Origin of the sequence: Flavobacterium sp. ABG, from assembly GCF_001027725.1 — a bacterium.
Taxonomy (GTDB): domain Bacteria; phylum Bacteroidota; class Bacteroidia; order Flavobacteriales; family Flavobacteriaceae; genus Flavobacterium; species Flavobacterium cupriresistens.
Genome location: NZ_LEKS01000013.1, coordinates 132,083 through 148,624 on the forward strand (window position 1 = coordinate 132,083; position 16,542 = coordinate 148,624).

Annotated in this window: 11 protein-coding genes; 5 read left to right on the top strand and 6 right to left on the bottom strand. The window is 37.1% G+C overall.

The window, feature by feature from the left end; translation table 11 throughout:
* Positions 1-193: 193 nt before the first annotated feature.
* The 5 genes from AB674_RS14655 to AB674_RS14675 all read left to right on the top strand — a co-directional run bounded on the left by AB674_RS14655 (position 194) and on the right by AB674_RS14675 (position 9,772).
* Complete coding sequence (locus AB674_RS14655; RefSeq protein WP_082210648.1) at positions 194-2,806, top strand: glycosyl hydrolase 2 galactose-binding domain-containing protein; 2,613 nt, start codon at positions 194-196, stop codon at positions 2,804-2,806.
* Positions 2,807-2,942: 136 nt separating this feature from the next.
* Positions 2,943-4,202 (top strand): MFS transporter, encoded by a 1,260-nt coding sequence (locus AB674_RS14660; protein ID WP_047777781.1) that lies wholly within the window; start codon positions 2,943-2,945, stop codon positions 4,200-4,202.
* A gap of 18 nt (positions 4,203-4,220) precedes the next feature.
* The gene (locus tag AB674_RS14665; RefSeq protein ID WP_047777783.1) at positions 4,221-5,078 is read left to right on the top strand and encodes an ROK family protein; all 858 of its coding nucleotides are present in this window, start codon (positions 4,221-4,223) and stop codon (positions 5,076-5,078) included.
* Between the two features lie 81 nt (positions 5,079-5,159).
* Positions 5,160-8,201 (top strand): SusC/RagA family TonB-linked outer membrane protein, encoded by a 3,042-nt coding sequence (locus tag AB674_RS14670; protein WP_047777785.1) that lies wholly within the window; start codon positions 5,160-5,162, stop codon positions 8,199-8,201.
* A gap of 11 nt (positions 8,202-8,212) precedes the next feature.
* Positions 8,213-9,772: a RagB/SusD family nutrient uptake outer membrane protein gene (locus AB674_RS14675; protein ID WP_047777787.1), complete on the top strand. Its 1,560-nt coding sequence runs from the start codon at positions 8,213-8,215 to the stop codon at positions 9,770-9,772.
* A gap of 313 nt (positions 9,773-10,085) precedes the next feature.
* Here the strand turns inward: AB674_RS14675 and AB674_RS14680 are convergent, their stop codons facing one another.
* The 6 genes from AB674_RS14680 to AB674_RS14705 all read right to left on the bottom strand — a co-directional run bounded on the left by AB674_RS14680 (position 10,086) and on the right by AB674_RS14705 (position 16,443).
* Positions 10,086-10,811 carry a hypothetical protein gene (locus AB674_RS14680; protein ID WP_047777788.1) on the bottom strand — a complete coding sequence of 242 codons (726 nt, stop codon included), beginning with the start codon at positions 10,809-10,811 and terminating at the stop codon, positions 10,086-10,088.
* Positions 10,812-10,933: 122 nt separating this feature from the next.
* Positions 10,934-11,605, bottom strand: a complete 672-nt coding sequence (locus AB674_RS14685) for an MBL fold metallo-hydrolase (RefSeq protein ID WP_047777790.1) — start codon at positions 11,603-11,605, stop codon at positions 10,934-10,936.
* 60 nt (positions 11,606-11,665) lie between these two features.
* On the bottom strand, positions 11,666-12,238 hold the full coding sequence (locus AB674_RS14690; protein ID WP_047777792.1) for a Crp/Fnr family transcriptional regulator: 573 nt from the start codon (positions 12,236-12,238) through the stop codon (positions 11,666-11,668).
* Between the two features lie 10 nt (positions 12,239-12,248).
* The gene (locus tag AB674_RS14695; RefSeq protein ID WP_047777794.1) at positions 12,249-13,457 is read right to left on the bottom strand and encodes an NAD(P)/FAD-dependent oxidoreductase; all 1,209 of its coding nucleotides are present in this window, start codon (positions 13,455-13,457) and stop codon (positions 12,249-12,251) included.
* 138 nt (positions 13,458-13,595) lie between these two features.
* Positions 13,596-14,273, bottom strand: a complete 678-nt coding sequence (locus AB674_RS14700; RefSeq protein ID WP_053004284.1) for a glycerophosphodiester phosphodiesterase — start codon at positions 14,271-14,273, stop codon at positions 13,596-13,598.
* A 307-nt stretch (positions 14,274-14,580) separates the two neighbouring features.
* Positions 14,581-16,443, bottom strand: coding sequence for a glycoside hydrolase family 13 protein (locus tag AB674_RS14705; protein WP_047777798.1), 1,863 nt, complete (start codon positions 16,441-16,443; stop codon positions 14,581-14,583).
* Positions 16,444-16,542 lie beyond the last annotated feature (99 nt).

The following is a 16,542-nucleotide window of genomic DNA, read 5'->3' on the forward strand; positions in this document are numbered from 1 at the left end:
ACTTAAAAATGTTTTAATTATTAGTTTTTTTAACCTTTTTTAGAAGCATTTAATTTGTTTTAGTAAAATATATCCTTTTTTGTTTTGTAGTAAAAAAATGATGAATTTAAATGACTAAGTCAGAAGACCAAAATGTTTCAAATCCTAAATGTTAACCAATAGTAATCTCCCTAATTAGATTAAAAGAAAAATTATGAAGAATATAAATTATACTAATGCTACTTTAATTTCATTTCTTTTTTGGGTAATGAGCAGCATGATGGCTGTAAATGCTCAAAATGTAAAATTCGAACAACAATTAAAAGAAGGCTGGACTATAGCATCATCTGCCCAAATAAACAATTCGGGAGATAAGATTTCTGTAGCCGGTTTTGATGTTTCAAAATGGTATACAACCACAGTTCCGTCAACGGTGATGGCTTCTTTAATTGCCAATAAAGAATACGCTGATATTTTTATGGGAGAAAACATCAGTAAAGTAGATACGACACGATTTAGAGTGCCTTGGTGGTATAGAAATGAATTTGTTATCGAAGACGCCTCAAAAAATACAGAATTGCAATTTGAAGGGATTAATTATCGGGCCAATGTTTGGCTGAATGGCAGTAAGATTGCTGCTGCAGACAGTTTGTTCGGAGGTTTCAGAATATTTGCTTTAAACATTTCAAAACAGATAAAAAAGGGAAAAAATGTGCTTGCTGTTGAAGTTTTTCATCAAAAGCCGGATGAGCCTTCAATTGGTTTTGTCGATTGGGCACCTATGGCACCGGATCGCGAATTGGGACTTTGGAGACCTGTAAAGCTTAAAATTTCAGACAAAACAAGTCTGAATAACATCTTTGTGACCTCAAAAATTGATAAAAAAGAATACAAGAATGCAACATTGGAAATTTCGGCTGAGGCTGTAAACCATACCAACGAAGCGGTAGAAACACTTTTAAAAGGAAAAATTGAAAACATCACTTTCGAAAAGAAAGTAACACTTCAGCCTTTTGAGAAGCGAATCATTGTTTTTAAATCTTCGGAATTTAAACAGTTGAATATTAAAAATCCACGTTTGTGGTGGACGTACGAATTAGGAAAACCAAACTTGTACACGTTAACCCTGTCTATTGAAACCAATAAAAAAGTCTCCTATTCAAAAGCTACTTCTTTCGGAATCCGTGAAGTCGAAGATTATATGACTTCAAAAGGGTACAGAGGTTATAAATTAAATGGCGTTGAAGTTCTGATTAAAGGCGGCGGCTGGGTCGATGGAATGTTCCTAAACGATACCGAAGAAAAAGTAAAAGCCCAATTAGAATACGTAAAACAAACTAACATGAACACGGTTAGGATGGAAGGTTTTTGGGGAAATAGCGAAAGAATTTACGAAATGGCTGATGAAATGGGACTTTTGATGATGGTAGGTTGGAGCTGTCAATGGGAATGGAAAGGGTACCTGGACAAACCGGAAGATGATTTTATGTCGATCAAAACTCCCGAAGACATGAATCTCATTATCAACTACACCCGCGATCATGTCAATTGGCTGCGAAACCATCCGAGTATTTTTGTCTGGGTAATGGGAAGTGATAAATTACCTCGTCCGGAATTGGAAGAAAAATACAACATTTTGTTTAAAGAAATTGATACTTCGAGGCCTCTTTTAATGTCTTGCAAAGGAATGGAAAGTACGATTTCAGGAAAAACCGGAGTAAAAATGAATGGCCCTTATGAATACGTAGCGCCCAATTATTGGTTTGTGGACACGGAAAACGGTGGTGCTTTTGGTTTTAACACCGAGACAGGCCCCGGCCCTCAGGTTCCTTCACTTGAAGTTGTAAAAAGCATGATTCCCGAAGATAAATTATGGCCTATAAATACAACTTGGGATTTTCATTGTGGAAGAAATGAATTTCAAACCCTTGAGCGTTTCACAACGGCTTTCAACAACAGATACGGAATTCAGCATAATGTTGAGGATTTTACTTTTAAAAGTCAGGCCTCAAATTTAGAATCGATGCGTTCGATGTACGAAGCTTTTGCAATAAACAGAAGCAATACGACAGGAATCGTACAATGGATGTTTAACTCGCCGTGGCCCAAACTAATCTGGCAGTTTTGGGATTACAATCTCTTGCCAAATGCCGCTTTTTATGGAGCAAGATTAGGTGCGCGTCAGGTAAATATTGCCTATAATTATGGTGATAACGCGGTTTATGTAAGCAATTTAAATCCGCAGAAAACTAAAAAATTGAAAGCTCAGGTCAAGGTATTTGATTTTAATGGAAAAGTAATTTTCGAAAAGGAAGAAACGGTTTCGGTTAATGGAAATGCTTCATTTAAAACGATCGCTTTACCGGATGATAAAGCATACTCAAAAATCTATTTTCTGAAAATGAATTTATCAGATGAGAATGGAAAATCAATTGCGGATAATTTTTATTGGTTGTCGACTAAAAAAGATGTGTTCGATTTTAAAAAATCAGACTGGATACACACGCCCTTAATGGAATATGCTGACTTTAAAGATTTGGACAAATTACCTAAAGTAAAAATAGCCGCTCAGCATACCATTAAAAAAGAAAAAGATAATTATGAGGTTACGGTGGAACTTAAAAACCCGTCAGCTGCTATCGCGTTTTTAATTGAGTTAAATATCGTTGGTGACCTTTCAGGGAAATCAATAGTTCCGGTTTTGTGGGACGATAACTATATCTCATTAGTACCAAAAGAAAGCAGGACAATAAAAGTCATTTTTCCGGTGGCTGCTTTAAAAGGCGAAAAACCCGTTTTTAGATACAAAGGCTGGAATGTAGATTAAAAACAGCAAGATCATTTCTGTAAATAGTGAAGTACAACTATTTAAAATAAAGCGAATAAGAAATCCAAAATAAGGCTTTTTTATTCAAAGGGAAAACGCATGCCTAAATCTAACTTTTTAATTAATAAACAAATAAATGAAAACGAGTAAGTTAACAGTGGGATTGGTGTTTTTGACCTTTTTTGTTATTTCTTTTCTGACTAACATTATGGGGCCATTGATTCCGGATATTATCAATAGTTACCATTTATCATTGGGTATGGTTGGTTTTCTTCCGTTTTCGTTTTTTGCGGCTTATGGTGTAATGTCAACCTCAGCAGGTGTTTTGCTTGAGAAATACAGAGAGAAAAAAGTAATGGCGTTTTCCTTTTTGATAGCTGCAGTAGGTTCACTCTTATTCGGATTGTTTCCTTATTATGCCATGGCTTTGGTTTCGCTGTTTTTAATAGGAATTGGGATGGCGGCTTTGCAAGTAGCCATTAATCCCTTGTTAAGAGTCTCGGGAGGTGAAGAACATTTTGCTTTCAATTCGGTAATGGCGCAATTGTTTTTTGGATTGGCTTCTTTTTTAAGTCCGCTGGTTTATAGTTATCTGGTGACCAACATCAAACACGACCGAACAAATGCAAACGAGTTTCTGGAAATCCTCTCAAAATTGGTTCCCGATACTCTGAATTGGGTTTCCTTATACTGGATTTTTGCTATAACAGCACTCACTATGGCTGTTATTATTTTGCTTTTTAAATTCCCGAAAGTTGAGTTAGAGGAAGACGAAAAAGCAGGGACCTGGAGCGTTTACAAAGATTTGCTTAAAGACAAAACAGTGCTTCTTTTCTTCTTTGGAACTTTTGCTTACGTAGGCACAGAGCAGGGAATCGCCAATTGGATGTCAAAATTTCTAAGCGATTATCATCAATATTCCCCTCAGACGATTGGTGCCGAAGCGGTGGCTTATTTCTGGGGACTTTTAACGGCAGGCTGCCTTCTGGGATTGCTTTTGCTTAAATTCTTGGACAGTCGTAAAGTGCTTATTTTGTTTGCCACAGGCGCTATTGTAAGTCTGACTCTTGCGCTGTTTGGTACCGCACAGGTTTCGCTTTATGCGTTTCCACTCTCCGGTTTTGCCCTTTCGGTAATGTGGTCAGTCGTTTTTTCATTGGCATTAAATTCTCTTAAAAATAATCATGGAGCCTTCTCGGGTATTTTATGCACCGGTATTGTAGGCGGAGCAGTTATGTCATTACTAATCGGGAAACTGGGCGATATAATTGGGTTGCGTTATGCCATGACGGTTTTGTATGGTACGCTGGGATATATTCTCAGCATTGGTTTTTGGGCTAAACCATTGGTAAATAATGCTATAATAAATGTAAAGAAAACAAAAGAAAATCAATAATTATATAAAGTTGTAAAAATGTCGGAAAGAAAAATTATAGGCGTTGACATGGGAGGAACAAAAATTCACACCAGCCTTATTTTAGGGAATGAAATAATTTCTGAATGTCTGTTAAATACACCCGCCAAAGAATCTGAACAAATAGTTTTAGACCGATTAATAGAAGCCATAGAACAAGTTTATCAGCCCGATTGTGAAGGCATTGGTATTGGAGTGCCAAGTGTAGTAGACTGGAAAGAAGGCATTGTATACGATGTAGTTGCAATACCATCCTGGAAAGAAGTTCACTTGAAAAAAATACTTGAGGATCATTTTAAAATTCCGGTGTATGTCAACAATGATTCGAATTGTTTTGCCTTAGGTGAAAATTTCTTCGGAAAAGGAAGGAACGCTACAAACTTTGTCGGAGTGACTATCGGAACGGGACTTGGCAGCGGAATCATTATCGAAAACAAACTGTATCAAGGAGTAAACACCGGAGCCGGAGAAATAGGAAGCATCTCTTATAAGGATGGAATTATCGAGCAATATTGCGCCAGCGGGTTTTTTACTTCCCGTGGATTAGACGGAGAAAAACTCTATTTGGAAGCCAAAAATGGCGATCAGAAAGCATTGGAAGTTTTTAAGGATTATGGAAAAAACCTGGCTGAGGTTGTCAAAATAGTTTTATACGCCTACGATCCTGAAACCATAATTCTGGGTGGATCCATAAGTAATTCTTATGAGTTTTTTATTGATGCCGTTTGGCAGGGACTTGAGGATTTTATGTTTCCTGTTGAATTAAAGAAACTCAAAATAGAAAAATCACAACTTAAAAACAGCGCCGTTTTAGGGGCTGCTGCACTGGTTTACAATTTTAATAGTGTAACAGTATAAGGACTGCACAAAAACAGTTGAAAACCATTTGAATAGAACTAACAAACAAAGACCAAAATTATTAACTAAAACAGTATTACAATGAAAAATAGTCTACAAAAAGGCTTACTGGTTATTTTAACCATGCTATGTACTAGCTTGATGTATTCGCAGGAAGTGTCAGGGCTGGTTTCGGATTCAAATGGGCCGCTCCCTGGCGTTTCGATTATAGTAAAAGGAAGCAAAAATGAAGCTCAAACCGATTTTGATGGAAGATTTACGATTAAAAACGTAGGGAAAGGCGCAGTCTTAATCTTTAGTTACATAGGTCTTAAAAACCAAGAAGTAAACATAGGGGACAAAACCAAGATAAATGTAACGATGGCGCAAGACCGCAGCGAGTTAAATGAAGTGGTGGTAGTGGGTTACGGAACCGCAAAAAAGAAAGATTTAACAGGGGCGGTGGACGTACTTTCGTCTAAGGATTTTGACGGAGTTTCGAATACTTCACCGGCTTTATTGTTAAGAGGTAAAGTAGCGGGCGTACAAGTTACACAAACGAGTGGAGAGCCGGGTTCTGCCGTTACCATTCGGGTACGAGGTTCTTCTTCTGTACGTTCGGGTAACGGGCCTTTGATTGTGGTAGATGGTGTTCCGTTAAGTGGTGGAGACGTATCGGCAGAAGGGGCTGATTTACTGGGAACCTCTTCGGCGAAAAATCCTTTGAATTTTATAAATGAAGCAGATATCGAGTCTATTTCGGTCTTAAAAGATGCTTCGTCTACCGCCATATACGGTGCTCGTGGCGCAAATGGTGTGATTGTAATTACGACCAAAAAAGGAAAATCTAATGTTCCTGAATTCAACTTTAGTACCTCAACACAGTTCAGTACAAAAGCAGGGAATTTTGGTGTCATGAATGCGAATCAGTTTGTGGCAGCCAGTAAAGCAGCCGGAGTACCTTCTATACCGGCAGATCCTGTGACAGGGACTCCACAAATTAATAATCAGGATTTTGGAGGAAGAAATTACAATTGGCAAGACGCTGTATTGCAGAAAGGAATAGCAATAAACAATACTTTATCTTTCAATTCGGCAAGCGAAAATTCGAGTACGAGAGTTTCTTTTTCTACAAGTAATAATAAAGGAATTGTAAAAAACACCGGTTTGGACAAGTACACCGTTTCGTTTTTCAACTCCAATAATTTTTTCGATAAAATACTAAAAGTAGATACAAAATTGCTTTATGCGAGCATAAACGACGAAACGACTTTAATTACAAACAACGCGAGTTACATCGGGAACGTTATTGGAGCAGCTTTATATTGGAATCCAACGCGACCAATTTACAATGCCGACGGACATTATAATGTGGTAAGCGAAACCTACCTGAATCCGGTACAATTATTAGACTCTTATAAAGATTATACAAACACCAATAAATTATTAGGAAGCATTAATGCGGTACTTCGATTAGGAAGTCACTTTAAATACAATTTCCTATTCGGGGTTGAAACTTCGGGCTCTACCAGAAAAAGTCAAATTTTGCCAACCATGCAAATTCAGGGAGATGCATTCTTCGGAACCGTTCCGGGATCAGATCCTGTTATTACGAAATACGGTACAGCCTCGATTCAGGGAATCACCAATTTCAATAAAACTTTTGAGAACAACTTAAATTATACCAATAAATTTAGTGACAATTTTAATGTGAATGCCTTAGTCGGTTATTCGTATTATTATTACCTCGCCAGTGGTTTTGTAACTTCCGGGAAAGGATATGATTTGGCTCAAACTAATTTAATAGATAATATTGAAGGCGGGCTACAGAATGAGTTTAGATCGAGTTCTTTTAAAAATGTTTCGGAGTTACAATCTTTTTATGCCAGAGCTGATGCTACTTTCTTTAAACAATATGTGCTTACTGCTACAGTTCGTACAGACGGTTCTACTAAATTGGGTGCCAACAATAAATACGGAACATTTCCGTCAATTGGTTTTGCCGATAATTTATTCGAAAATAAAGAAGGACTGCTTAATAATTTAAAAATCAGAGCCAACTGGGGAATCACAGGAAATCAGGAGTTTGCTCCCAATTCAGCAATCGGAAGAGCCAGTTACGGGAATAACGGAAATTTAAATATCGATTCGAATGCTAATGATGATCTAAAATGGGAAACGACAGAATCATGGGGTATCGGAACCGATTTTACGTTGTTAAAAAACAGATTAACAGGTAGTCTGGATTACTTTTACAGAGATACTAAAGATTTAATTTTTCCTGTTCCGCAAGCCTCAACACAACCGGGGCCCAATACACCACGTAACAAAAATTTACCCGGAAATCTAATCAATCAGGGAGTTGAAATTAGTCTGGATTACAAAATAATTGAGACGGAAAATATCTCTTGGGAAATTTCAGCCAATGCTTCATTCCTGAAAAATGAAATGAAAAACTTCAGAGGTACTGTGGGAACCGGTGGTTTAAATGGTCAGGGATTAGACGGTGCTTATACACAAGTAATCACCAATAATAAACCGCTTTATTCCTATTATCTGTACGATTTTAAAGGATATGATGCTACGGGCAATTCTATTTATACCAATGCCGCAGGACAGCCAGTCGGACTTGGAGAGGCCTCCAAACAATTATTGGACAAACAACCATTGCCAAAATTAAATTATGGTTTCTCTTCTACCTTCAGATACAAAGGATTTGATGCCGTAGTTTCCTTTTACGGAGTAGCAGGAAATTATATTTACGACAATACACAAAATGCTTATTTCTTTAAAGGCGCCTTTTTAGGAGGTCGAAATGTTACCGAGAAAGCCGCTTATTCGGAGCAAGCGCAAGGAGATCCAAACTCCCCTTCGACGAAATTTTTGCAAAAAGGAGATTTTTTGAGAATGGGTGAATTAACATTTGGATACACTTTTACCGGAGCTTTAATTGAACGAATGAAATGTAAAAATGTACGCATTTATGCAAACGGTTCTAATTTATTATTGTTTACCAATTACACAGGATTTGATCCCGAAGTAGATATCAATAAACAAGTTAACGGAGTTCCTTCTGCTGGTATGGATTATCTGGCCTACCCAAGATCAAAAGGCATCGCTTTTGGACTTAACGTAACATTTTAATTTTAAAAATTATGAAAACTAAAAATATTATAAAAAGTATCTTTTTCGCCAGTACATTGTTTTTAGGTGTTAGCTGTACGAATTTGAATGAAGAAGTTTTAGACGGAACCCTCACCGGAGGAGATAATACTCCTGTTAATACCGCCGCTTTGTTGCGAACCGCTTATCAGGGGTTAAGAAATTTTCAGGTACAAGAGCAAATGCATACCCTTAACGAAATGTCTACTGATGCCTTAGTCGGTCCCACAAGAGGAGGAGACTGGGACGATAATGGTACCTGGAGACAATTTCATGCACTTACATGGACGCCCGATAACGTCGAAATTAGAAATGCCTGGAACAGTTTGTTGGCAAGTGTGTACGATTGTAATACGATAATCGAAAAGTCTAAGAATCCTTCCGAAATTGTTCAGGCGCGTTTTTTAAGAGCCTTCTTTTATTACAATGTTTTGGATTTATACGGACAAACTCCGTACAGAGAACCGGGATCTCCGCTAACAAATGACCCTAAAGTGTGGACCAGAGCACAGGCAACCGATTTTGTAATTACCGAATTAGAGTCTATTTTGAATGATTTACCGGAACGTGTTGCGGGAGATGCAAGTATAGTCAATAGTGATGCAGGTCATTTTTTATTGGCTAAAATTTATTTGAATATCGGGGTTTTCAAAGCAGCAAATCCAGCTGGTCCATATACTTTTGAAGCCGCAAATATGAATAAGGTTATTGCTCATGTAGAAGCCATAAAAAGTAGTTTAGCCGCTTCATATTGGGATAATTTTGTTCCGGAAAACAACACTTCGCCTGAGATTTTATTCTCTTCAAAAAATGTATTGGGTGATGGAGGAGCGCTTGGCGACTACTGGCGATACGGAATGCATTACAATCAAACACCGGACGGCTACAATGGCTTTTGTACAGTAGGAGAATATTACGATCGTTTTAATGCCGCAGACGAACGTCGCCAGCATTCGACTCCTGAAATTATCGCGCATTTCGGAAACCCAATCGGATTTCAATTTGGACAAATGTATGCTCCTGAGACAACCGATGAGGTTACGGGAGTAATTACACCGGGAGGAACAATTCCTTTAAAAGACAGAAACGGAAACCTTTTGTTTTTTACCAAAGAAGTACAACTAATTCTCTCGGGACCAACGATTGAAACTGCCGGAATCAGAACTCAAAAATACCAACCCGATGTTAATAATTTAGACAATCCTGAAAACGACTTTATCTTAATGCGTTATGCCGATGCTTTGTTAATGGAAGCCGAAGCCATTCTTAGAGGAGGTTCGGTATCAGGCAATGGCTCTGCTCAGGATATTTTGGATAAGCTTGCCGTTCGTACAGGAGTTCCGGCTCCAACAGCAACACTCCAAAATGTTTATTTTGAAAGAGGCAGAGAATTATGGTGGGAAGGATGGAGAAGAAATGATATGATTCGTTTTGGAACTTTTCTGGGTGCCAGAGAATTGAAAAAGAATACGTCTTCAGAGAAATATCTGTTGTATTGTCTCCCGTCAGACGCTTTGTTTAATTTGAATTTAAAGCAAAATCCAGGGTATTAAAAGTATATTTTCATGTTTAGCAAATTCGGTATGCAGAGCCTTCTGGTTAAAAGGTTTTGTATATCGAATTTGTGTTTTAATCTATGGAATGCAATTCATTTTAACACATAGAGACATAGCCAACAAAGCTTGAAAAAGACCTTGCAAGAAAAGCGCAATGCATCAATCAGTAACTTAAAAATCGAATTCAGGTCTTAAATTAATAGGCAAAAAATTTATGATTTTCTTGAAATTTCTCCAATTGTAAAATAAAAATCTATGTCTCTATGTGTTTAAAAACATTTAGCTAAATTATACCCACCAAGTTGTTTTATTAATTTTTAACGTCTGACTTCAGTTTTTTAAATTCTTCGTTTTTAGCATACAAAAAATCCATTGTGGTTAAGATATTGCTGTGTTCTAAAAGGGTTTTAGATTTCGGGTCAGCATCACAAAACTCGAGATATAAAGGAACTTCTTCGGCGTTTAATTTCAGCTCTTTAGTAAAAAAATCAGGAGGGCAGGTTTTGGTAATTAGTTTCTTAAAATCATTTTGATTTCGATTGTCTTTTTTTGGTTTTCCATTTCCAAACGGAATTGCCAGCGACATTCCGTTGGCTATTGTTCCGTCTTTATAACCGGGAATGGTTCGGGTTAGATCGTTGGCTCTTTTAAAAATATCTATTTTGTTGATAGCATCCGGATCGTATTTGATTTTATCAAACTTTATGTTGGTGATGACTATTTCGTTTAACTCTTCCGGTTTGACAACCATATTGACAAGAAGATTGTTTTCAGTAATAGTTTCCTTAGTTATCTTTAGTCTTGTAAAAAAGTAAGCACTGGAAAAAAACAATAAACTGTCTCTCACTTTTACAGCAATAGAAAACTCTCCCAAATCATTTGTCGTTGTGCTGGTCTTCGCCGTTTTATTAATGACTTCTACTTTTCCGAGCGGTTTATTGTTGGAAAGAACTTTTCCGTGAAGTAACTTATCAGATTGAGAAATGGAAAGTTGATAGGTGAAAAAAGAAATTGTGGTAAGTAATTTTACTTTCATAAAAGGTTAGTTTGATGAAAGTAAAATTATTAGAATTGTCTTAATGAAAACTTATGGAAGATGTAAAGTCTTGTTAATTGATCTGAAAATCAAAAGTAACCTCCTTTTCCGGTTTCATAAATTTAAAGGAATATTTTTTCTGTAAACTTTTCTAGTTCTCCATTATTTATTAAAACCGGTCCATGACCAAAACAGAGTGTTTTAGGTTTTAAAGCGGCTAATTTTAGAATAGACTTTCTGTTTAGTTCTTGATCAGTCGTAAATAAACCGAGAGGCTCATGTAACCCAACTATTGTGGTTAATAAATTCATATTCGTTAAAACATCACCAACAATGAGCAGACCATCTTTTTCTCTGAAAAAAGAAAGATGTCCGCTAGAATGCCCCGGAGTTTCAATTACTGTAAATCCGGCTATAACATCTCCTTCTTTTAAGGTTTGCGATATGGAATGCCCTTCTCCCGCCCAGAATTTTTGTTGAAATTTTGGAATCAAATGTGTGGGATTTGGATATTCGAAAGTAACATTTCCGTTTTCTGCGGCTGTTTTTTCTAATTCGCTGCACCAAAGTGGAATGTCTAAAGTTTCACAAATCGTTTTACTACTTCCCTGATGGTCGGCATGGGCATGCGTCAGTACATGTTTGGTTACCGTGTGGTTTTTTAAAGCATTTAAAATAATTCCGGCAGAGCTTTTAATTCCGGCATCAACAAGAACGTCTCCTATCAGATAACAATTAATCGCATTTCGTGGAAATAGGGGAATCTGGTAAACGTCTTTGGCTATAGTCTTCATCTTTTCAAATTTTATAGAAGCAAAGATTTGAATTCAGCCCTTAAATTCTCTTGACAAATGTTAAGAAATGCTTTGTCTGATCCGGCTTAAAGATTCCGCAGTGATTCCTAAAAAAGAAGCCACATGAATCAAAGGCGTTCTTTGAATGATTTTGGGGTGAGCGGTTTCAAGAAAAGTCAGGTATTTCTCTTTTGCAGGAATCATTTGAAGTTTTAGTATTCGATCGGCCATACAGAGATAGTTTTGCTCCGCGAGAATTCTACCAACACGTTCCCAATTTGGAATTGCAGCATATAAATCCTGCATTCTTTCATAATTTATAGAAAGAACCTCACATTCTTCAAGGCAATGAATATTCTCGTAAGACGGAGTCTGGTTGATGAAACTGGAGTAAGAAGAAATAAAACCATTATCGCAGCTTAAATAAGTAGTGATCTCTTTTCCGTCTTTTAAATAATAGGTACGGGCTAATCCGTTACTAATGAAGAAAATTCTGTTGCTGATTTTTCCAATAGAAGAGAGATATGTTTTAGCATCAAATTTTTCATATTCAAAACAAGAAAGAATCTTTTCTATTTCCTTTTCTGTAAAGGAAGCAATCGAAAGAATTTGTTCTTTTAAGGAGGATTCCATAGCTCTAAAACTAAATACTGTTGGCTAAAATAAATCCGCTCGTCCAGGCATTCTGAAAGTTAAATCCACCCGTAATAGCATCGATATTTACGATCTCTCCGGCAAAATAAAGGTTCTGATGTAACTTACTTTCCATAGTTTTAAAGTTGATTTCTTTTAAATCAATTCCACCCGCAGTTACAAACTCTTCTTTAAAAGTGCTTTTTCCGTTGACTTGAAATTTTGCTTTGGTAAGTTGTGAAGCTAAATTTTGCAATTGAATTTTAGACAAATCCGCCCATTTGGTTTCCGCGTCAATTGCTGAGGCTAAAACGAAACTTTCCCATAAACGATTTGGAAAATCGAAGGGTGATTTTTTAGAAACGGCTTTTTTAGCGTGCTCTTGTTTTAAGTCTTTTAGTATTTTTTCCGCATCTTCAGTGTCCACATCATTAAGCCAATTGACAAAAATGGTGAACTGATAATTTTTATCGAACAAAGTTCTTGCTCCCCAAGCGGAAAGTTTCAGGATTGCAGGACCGCTCATTCCCCAATGGGTAATTAACAAAGGACCCGTTGATTCGAGTTTGGTATCTTTTACGGTTACAGTTACCTTAGCTGCAACTCCGGGTAATTCTTTGATACGGGAATCTTTAATATTAAAAGTAAATAGGGAAGGTACCGGACTCACGATCGCGTGACCTTGTGTTTGCAACATTTCCCATATTTTTGGATTGCTACCGGTGGCAAGAATTAATTTTTCTGCTGCGTAATTTTCATTCTGTGTATCAATTTTCCAATGCTTTTCACTTTTAAAGATGGATTGTACGCTCTGACCAATTAATACTTTTATGCCTAATTTTTCGGTTGCTTTTAAGAAACAATCGATAATAGTTTGCGAAGAATTTGAAACGGGAAACATCCTGCCATCGTCTTCGATTTTTAATTCTACTCCATGTTTTTCGAACCATTCAATGGTATCTCCCGAGCAAAATTGATGAAAAGGGCCACGTAGTTCTTTTTCACCACGCGGGTAAAATTTAACTAACTCATTCGGTTCAAAACAAGCGTGCGTCACATTGCATCTTCCGCCACCGGAAACGCGAACTTTAGAGAGTACTTCTTTTCCTCTTTCTAAAATAGCAATTTTTAGTTTTGGGTTTTTCTCTGCGATATTAATAGCGGTAAAAAATCCTGCTGCACCTCCGCCAACGATTATTATGTCGAAATTTTTGATCATATTATTATTTTTGCCACGAATTGCTCGAATTAGCACGAATTTTTGATTTTGTGGGTTCTTTTTTTGCCACAGATTAAAAGGATTAACACAGATTTTGAAATCCTTCCAATCCTTTTAATCTGTGGCTAAATTAAAGCATTATATTTTATCCGGGAAATCGCTGATGATTCCGTCTACATGGTAACTTTTTATTTTTTGAATGTCCTTTGCCTCATTAACTGTCCACGGTAAAACCCAAAAACCTTTTTCTTGTATTTGTTGGGTGTTTTCCTGATTTAGCAGCTGGTAATCCGGATGAATGGCGCATGCTTTTATGGATTCGGCGAAAGTCAAAGCGGTATCAAGAGCTGTTTCGGTTAGTACTCCAATAAGGATTTTTGAATCTAAATGATGCACTTCCTGTAAGGCATTCCAATCAAAACTCGAAACAATAAAGTGTTCGTAATTCCAGTTTTTTTCAGAAATGTATTGGTGAATTAAAGCGACCACTTTAGCCGATGTATCCGCATTTTTTAATTCGATATTGATCAGACATTTTTTGTCGATCAGATCAAAAACCTCGTTTAAGGTTGGAATTTCGTATTGGTCAGCGATCAAAAAAGACTTTAATTCGGATAAAGATAGGGTGTTTACAAAACCTTTCCCGTTGGTCATTTTGTCGATGGTTTCGTCATGCATGACTATTAAATGGCCATCAAGGCTGAGGTGAACGTCGAGTTCAACTCCGTCTGCCTTTAGGTCTAATGCTTTCTGAAATGCTTTTAAAGTGTTTTCGGGTTCGTAGCCTTTGGCACCGCGATGGGCTATTTTTAGCATCTTTTTTAGTTTAACCGCAAAGTTCGTGATTTTTGAGTTCGTAATCTTTGTGTAAAGTAAAAAATTAGACATAAGGTTCGCAAAGTTTAATTATAGCATTACGACGGTTCTCTTTTAATTTTATACCTAATTTTTTTGCACGCAGATTTAGCAGATTTTTTATAAAGAGTAAATAAGATCAGCCTAATCTGCTAAATCTGCGTGCAAAAGAAAATCTTTGCGAACCTTATGTCTAATTTTTTAATCGCAAAGTAAAGACAAGGGGCGCAAAGTTTTTTTTCTTTGCGCCCCTTGCAGTTAATTTTTCCTAGTTCAACTCTAAAACAACAGCCGATTTAGGCTCTAAAGTAATTTCAGAAGTTAAATCAAATGTTTTTTCGGTAATAACATCTTTTCCGGACTTATAGTTTTTGATGTTTTCTTTAAAACGATCGGTTTTAATAGTCTGTGGTTTCGCATTGTTATTAAAAACAACCATTACCGTTTTAGTAGCTGTATATCTAAAGTAAACATAGATATTATTCTCCGGAATATAATGGGTCATTTTTCCGAAATGAACGGCCTCATTCGATTTTCTCCAGTTGAATAATTTAGAGGTAAAATCGAAATATTGTGCCTGCAGCTCTGTTCTTCCTTCTTTGGTAAAAGCATTGTTTTTGTCACCAATCCATCCACCCGGGAAATCTTGGCGTATGCCACCGTCACCCTTGCTTTTGTCACCGCCCATTCCGATTTCTGAACCGTAATACAATTGCGGAATTCCACGAACGGTAGCCAGTAGTGTCATGACCAATTTGTATTTTGCCACATCATATTTGTAACCATCATTGATACGGTTGGTGTCGTGGTTTTCGGCGAAAACCAAAATGTTATTCGGGTTTGGGTACAGGTAATCTAAAGCAAAATTGTTGTAGAATTTGATCATTCCATTGTCCCAGGTTGCTTCATCTTCATTAAAAGCCGAACCAATCTGATCCTGTAACGTAAAATCCATTACACTTGGTAAATTCGAATTGTAGTTTTGAATAGCCCCAATTTTACTGTCTTTTTGCCAATAGGCCAATTGCGCCTGATTGTGCATCCAGATTTCGCCCACAATATTAAAGTTTGGATATTCATCGGTAACCGATTTTGCCCAATTTGCCATAGCCGTTGGATCAGAATAATTGTAAGTATCTACTCTGAATCCGTCCAGATTGGCGTATTCAATCCACCAAATGGCATTTTGAGTCAGGTATTTTGCTACTAATGGATTTCTTAAATTCAAATCCGGCATGGAAGGAACAAACCATCCGTCAAGACAGATTTCTTTGTCCGTTTTCGAAGCATGAATGTCGGTGATTACTTCACGGCGGTGGTGCGTTTGTGCATAATTATCGATTCTGTTGAACCATGATTTTGTTGGTAAATCCTGCATCATCCAGTGAGTAATTCCCCAGTGATTGGTTACATAATCCATCACCAGTTTCATGTTTTTTTTATGCATTTCGGCAGCTAAACGAACGTAATCTTCATTGGTCCCGTAACGCGGATCTATTTTGTAAACATCAGATTGAGCGTAGGTATGATACGAATGTTGTTTGTCATTGTCTTCGTTTAAAGGGGTGTTCCAGATTGTAGTTGCACCCAGAGCAGCGATGTAATCTAAGTTTTTGATGATTCCTTCGATATCTCCACCGTGACGTCCACTTGGATCTTTGCGGTTCTCTTTATCCGTTAAAGAAGCATTGCTGTCGTTTTTAGGATTTCCGTTGGCAAAACGATCCGGCATGATTAGGTAGATCATGTCAGAGGCATCGTAGCTTTTTCTGTCGGCCGAATTGGCTCTTCTTTCTTTAAGGGAATATTTTTGGGTGAAAGCGACTTTGTTTTTCATTTTAAAAGAAAAAAACAATTCAGAAGCTTTGAGGTTTTGTGTGTCGATGGTAAGGAAAACGTAGTTCGGGTTTTCTGTTTTTTCTACATTTTTAATGACAACATTGTTTGAAACGGAAGCTTCGTATTGTGCAATATTTTTGCCGTAGAACATAATCTGTAGTTCCGGATTTTTCATTCCTGCGTACCAAAAAGGCGGTTCTACTTTTTGAATTTGCGCTTTCGCGGAAGCAGAGAATAAGAGAACAAGTAGCGTTATTCTATGGATCGATTGGTTTATTTTTTTAATGCTCATAATTTATAAGTTTTTTTGTTTTGTCCATTTGAGCGAAGTCGAGAACTATTGCTGCATCTCGACTTCGCTCGATGTGACAAAATTAGATGTGACAGAAAA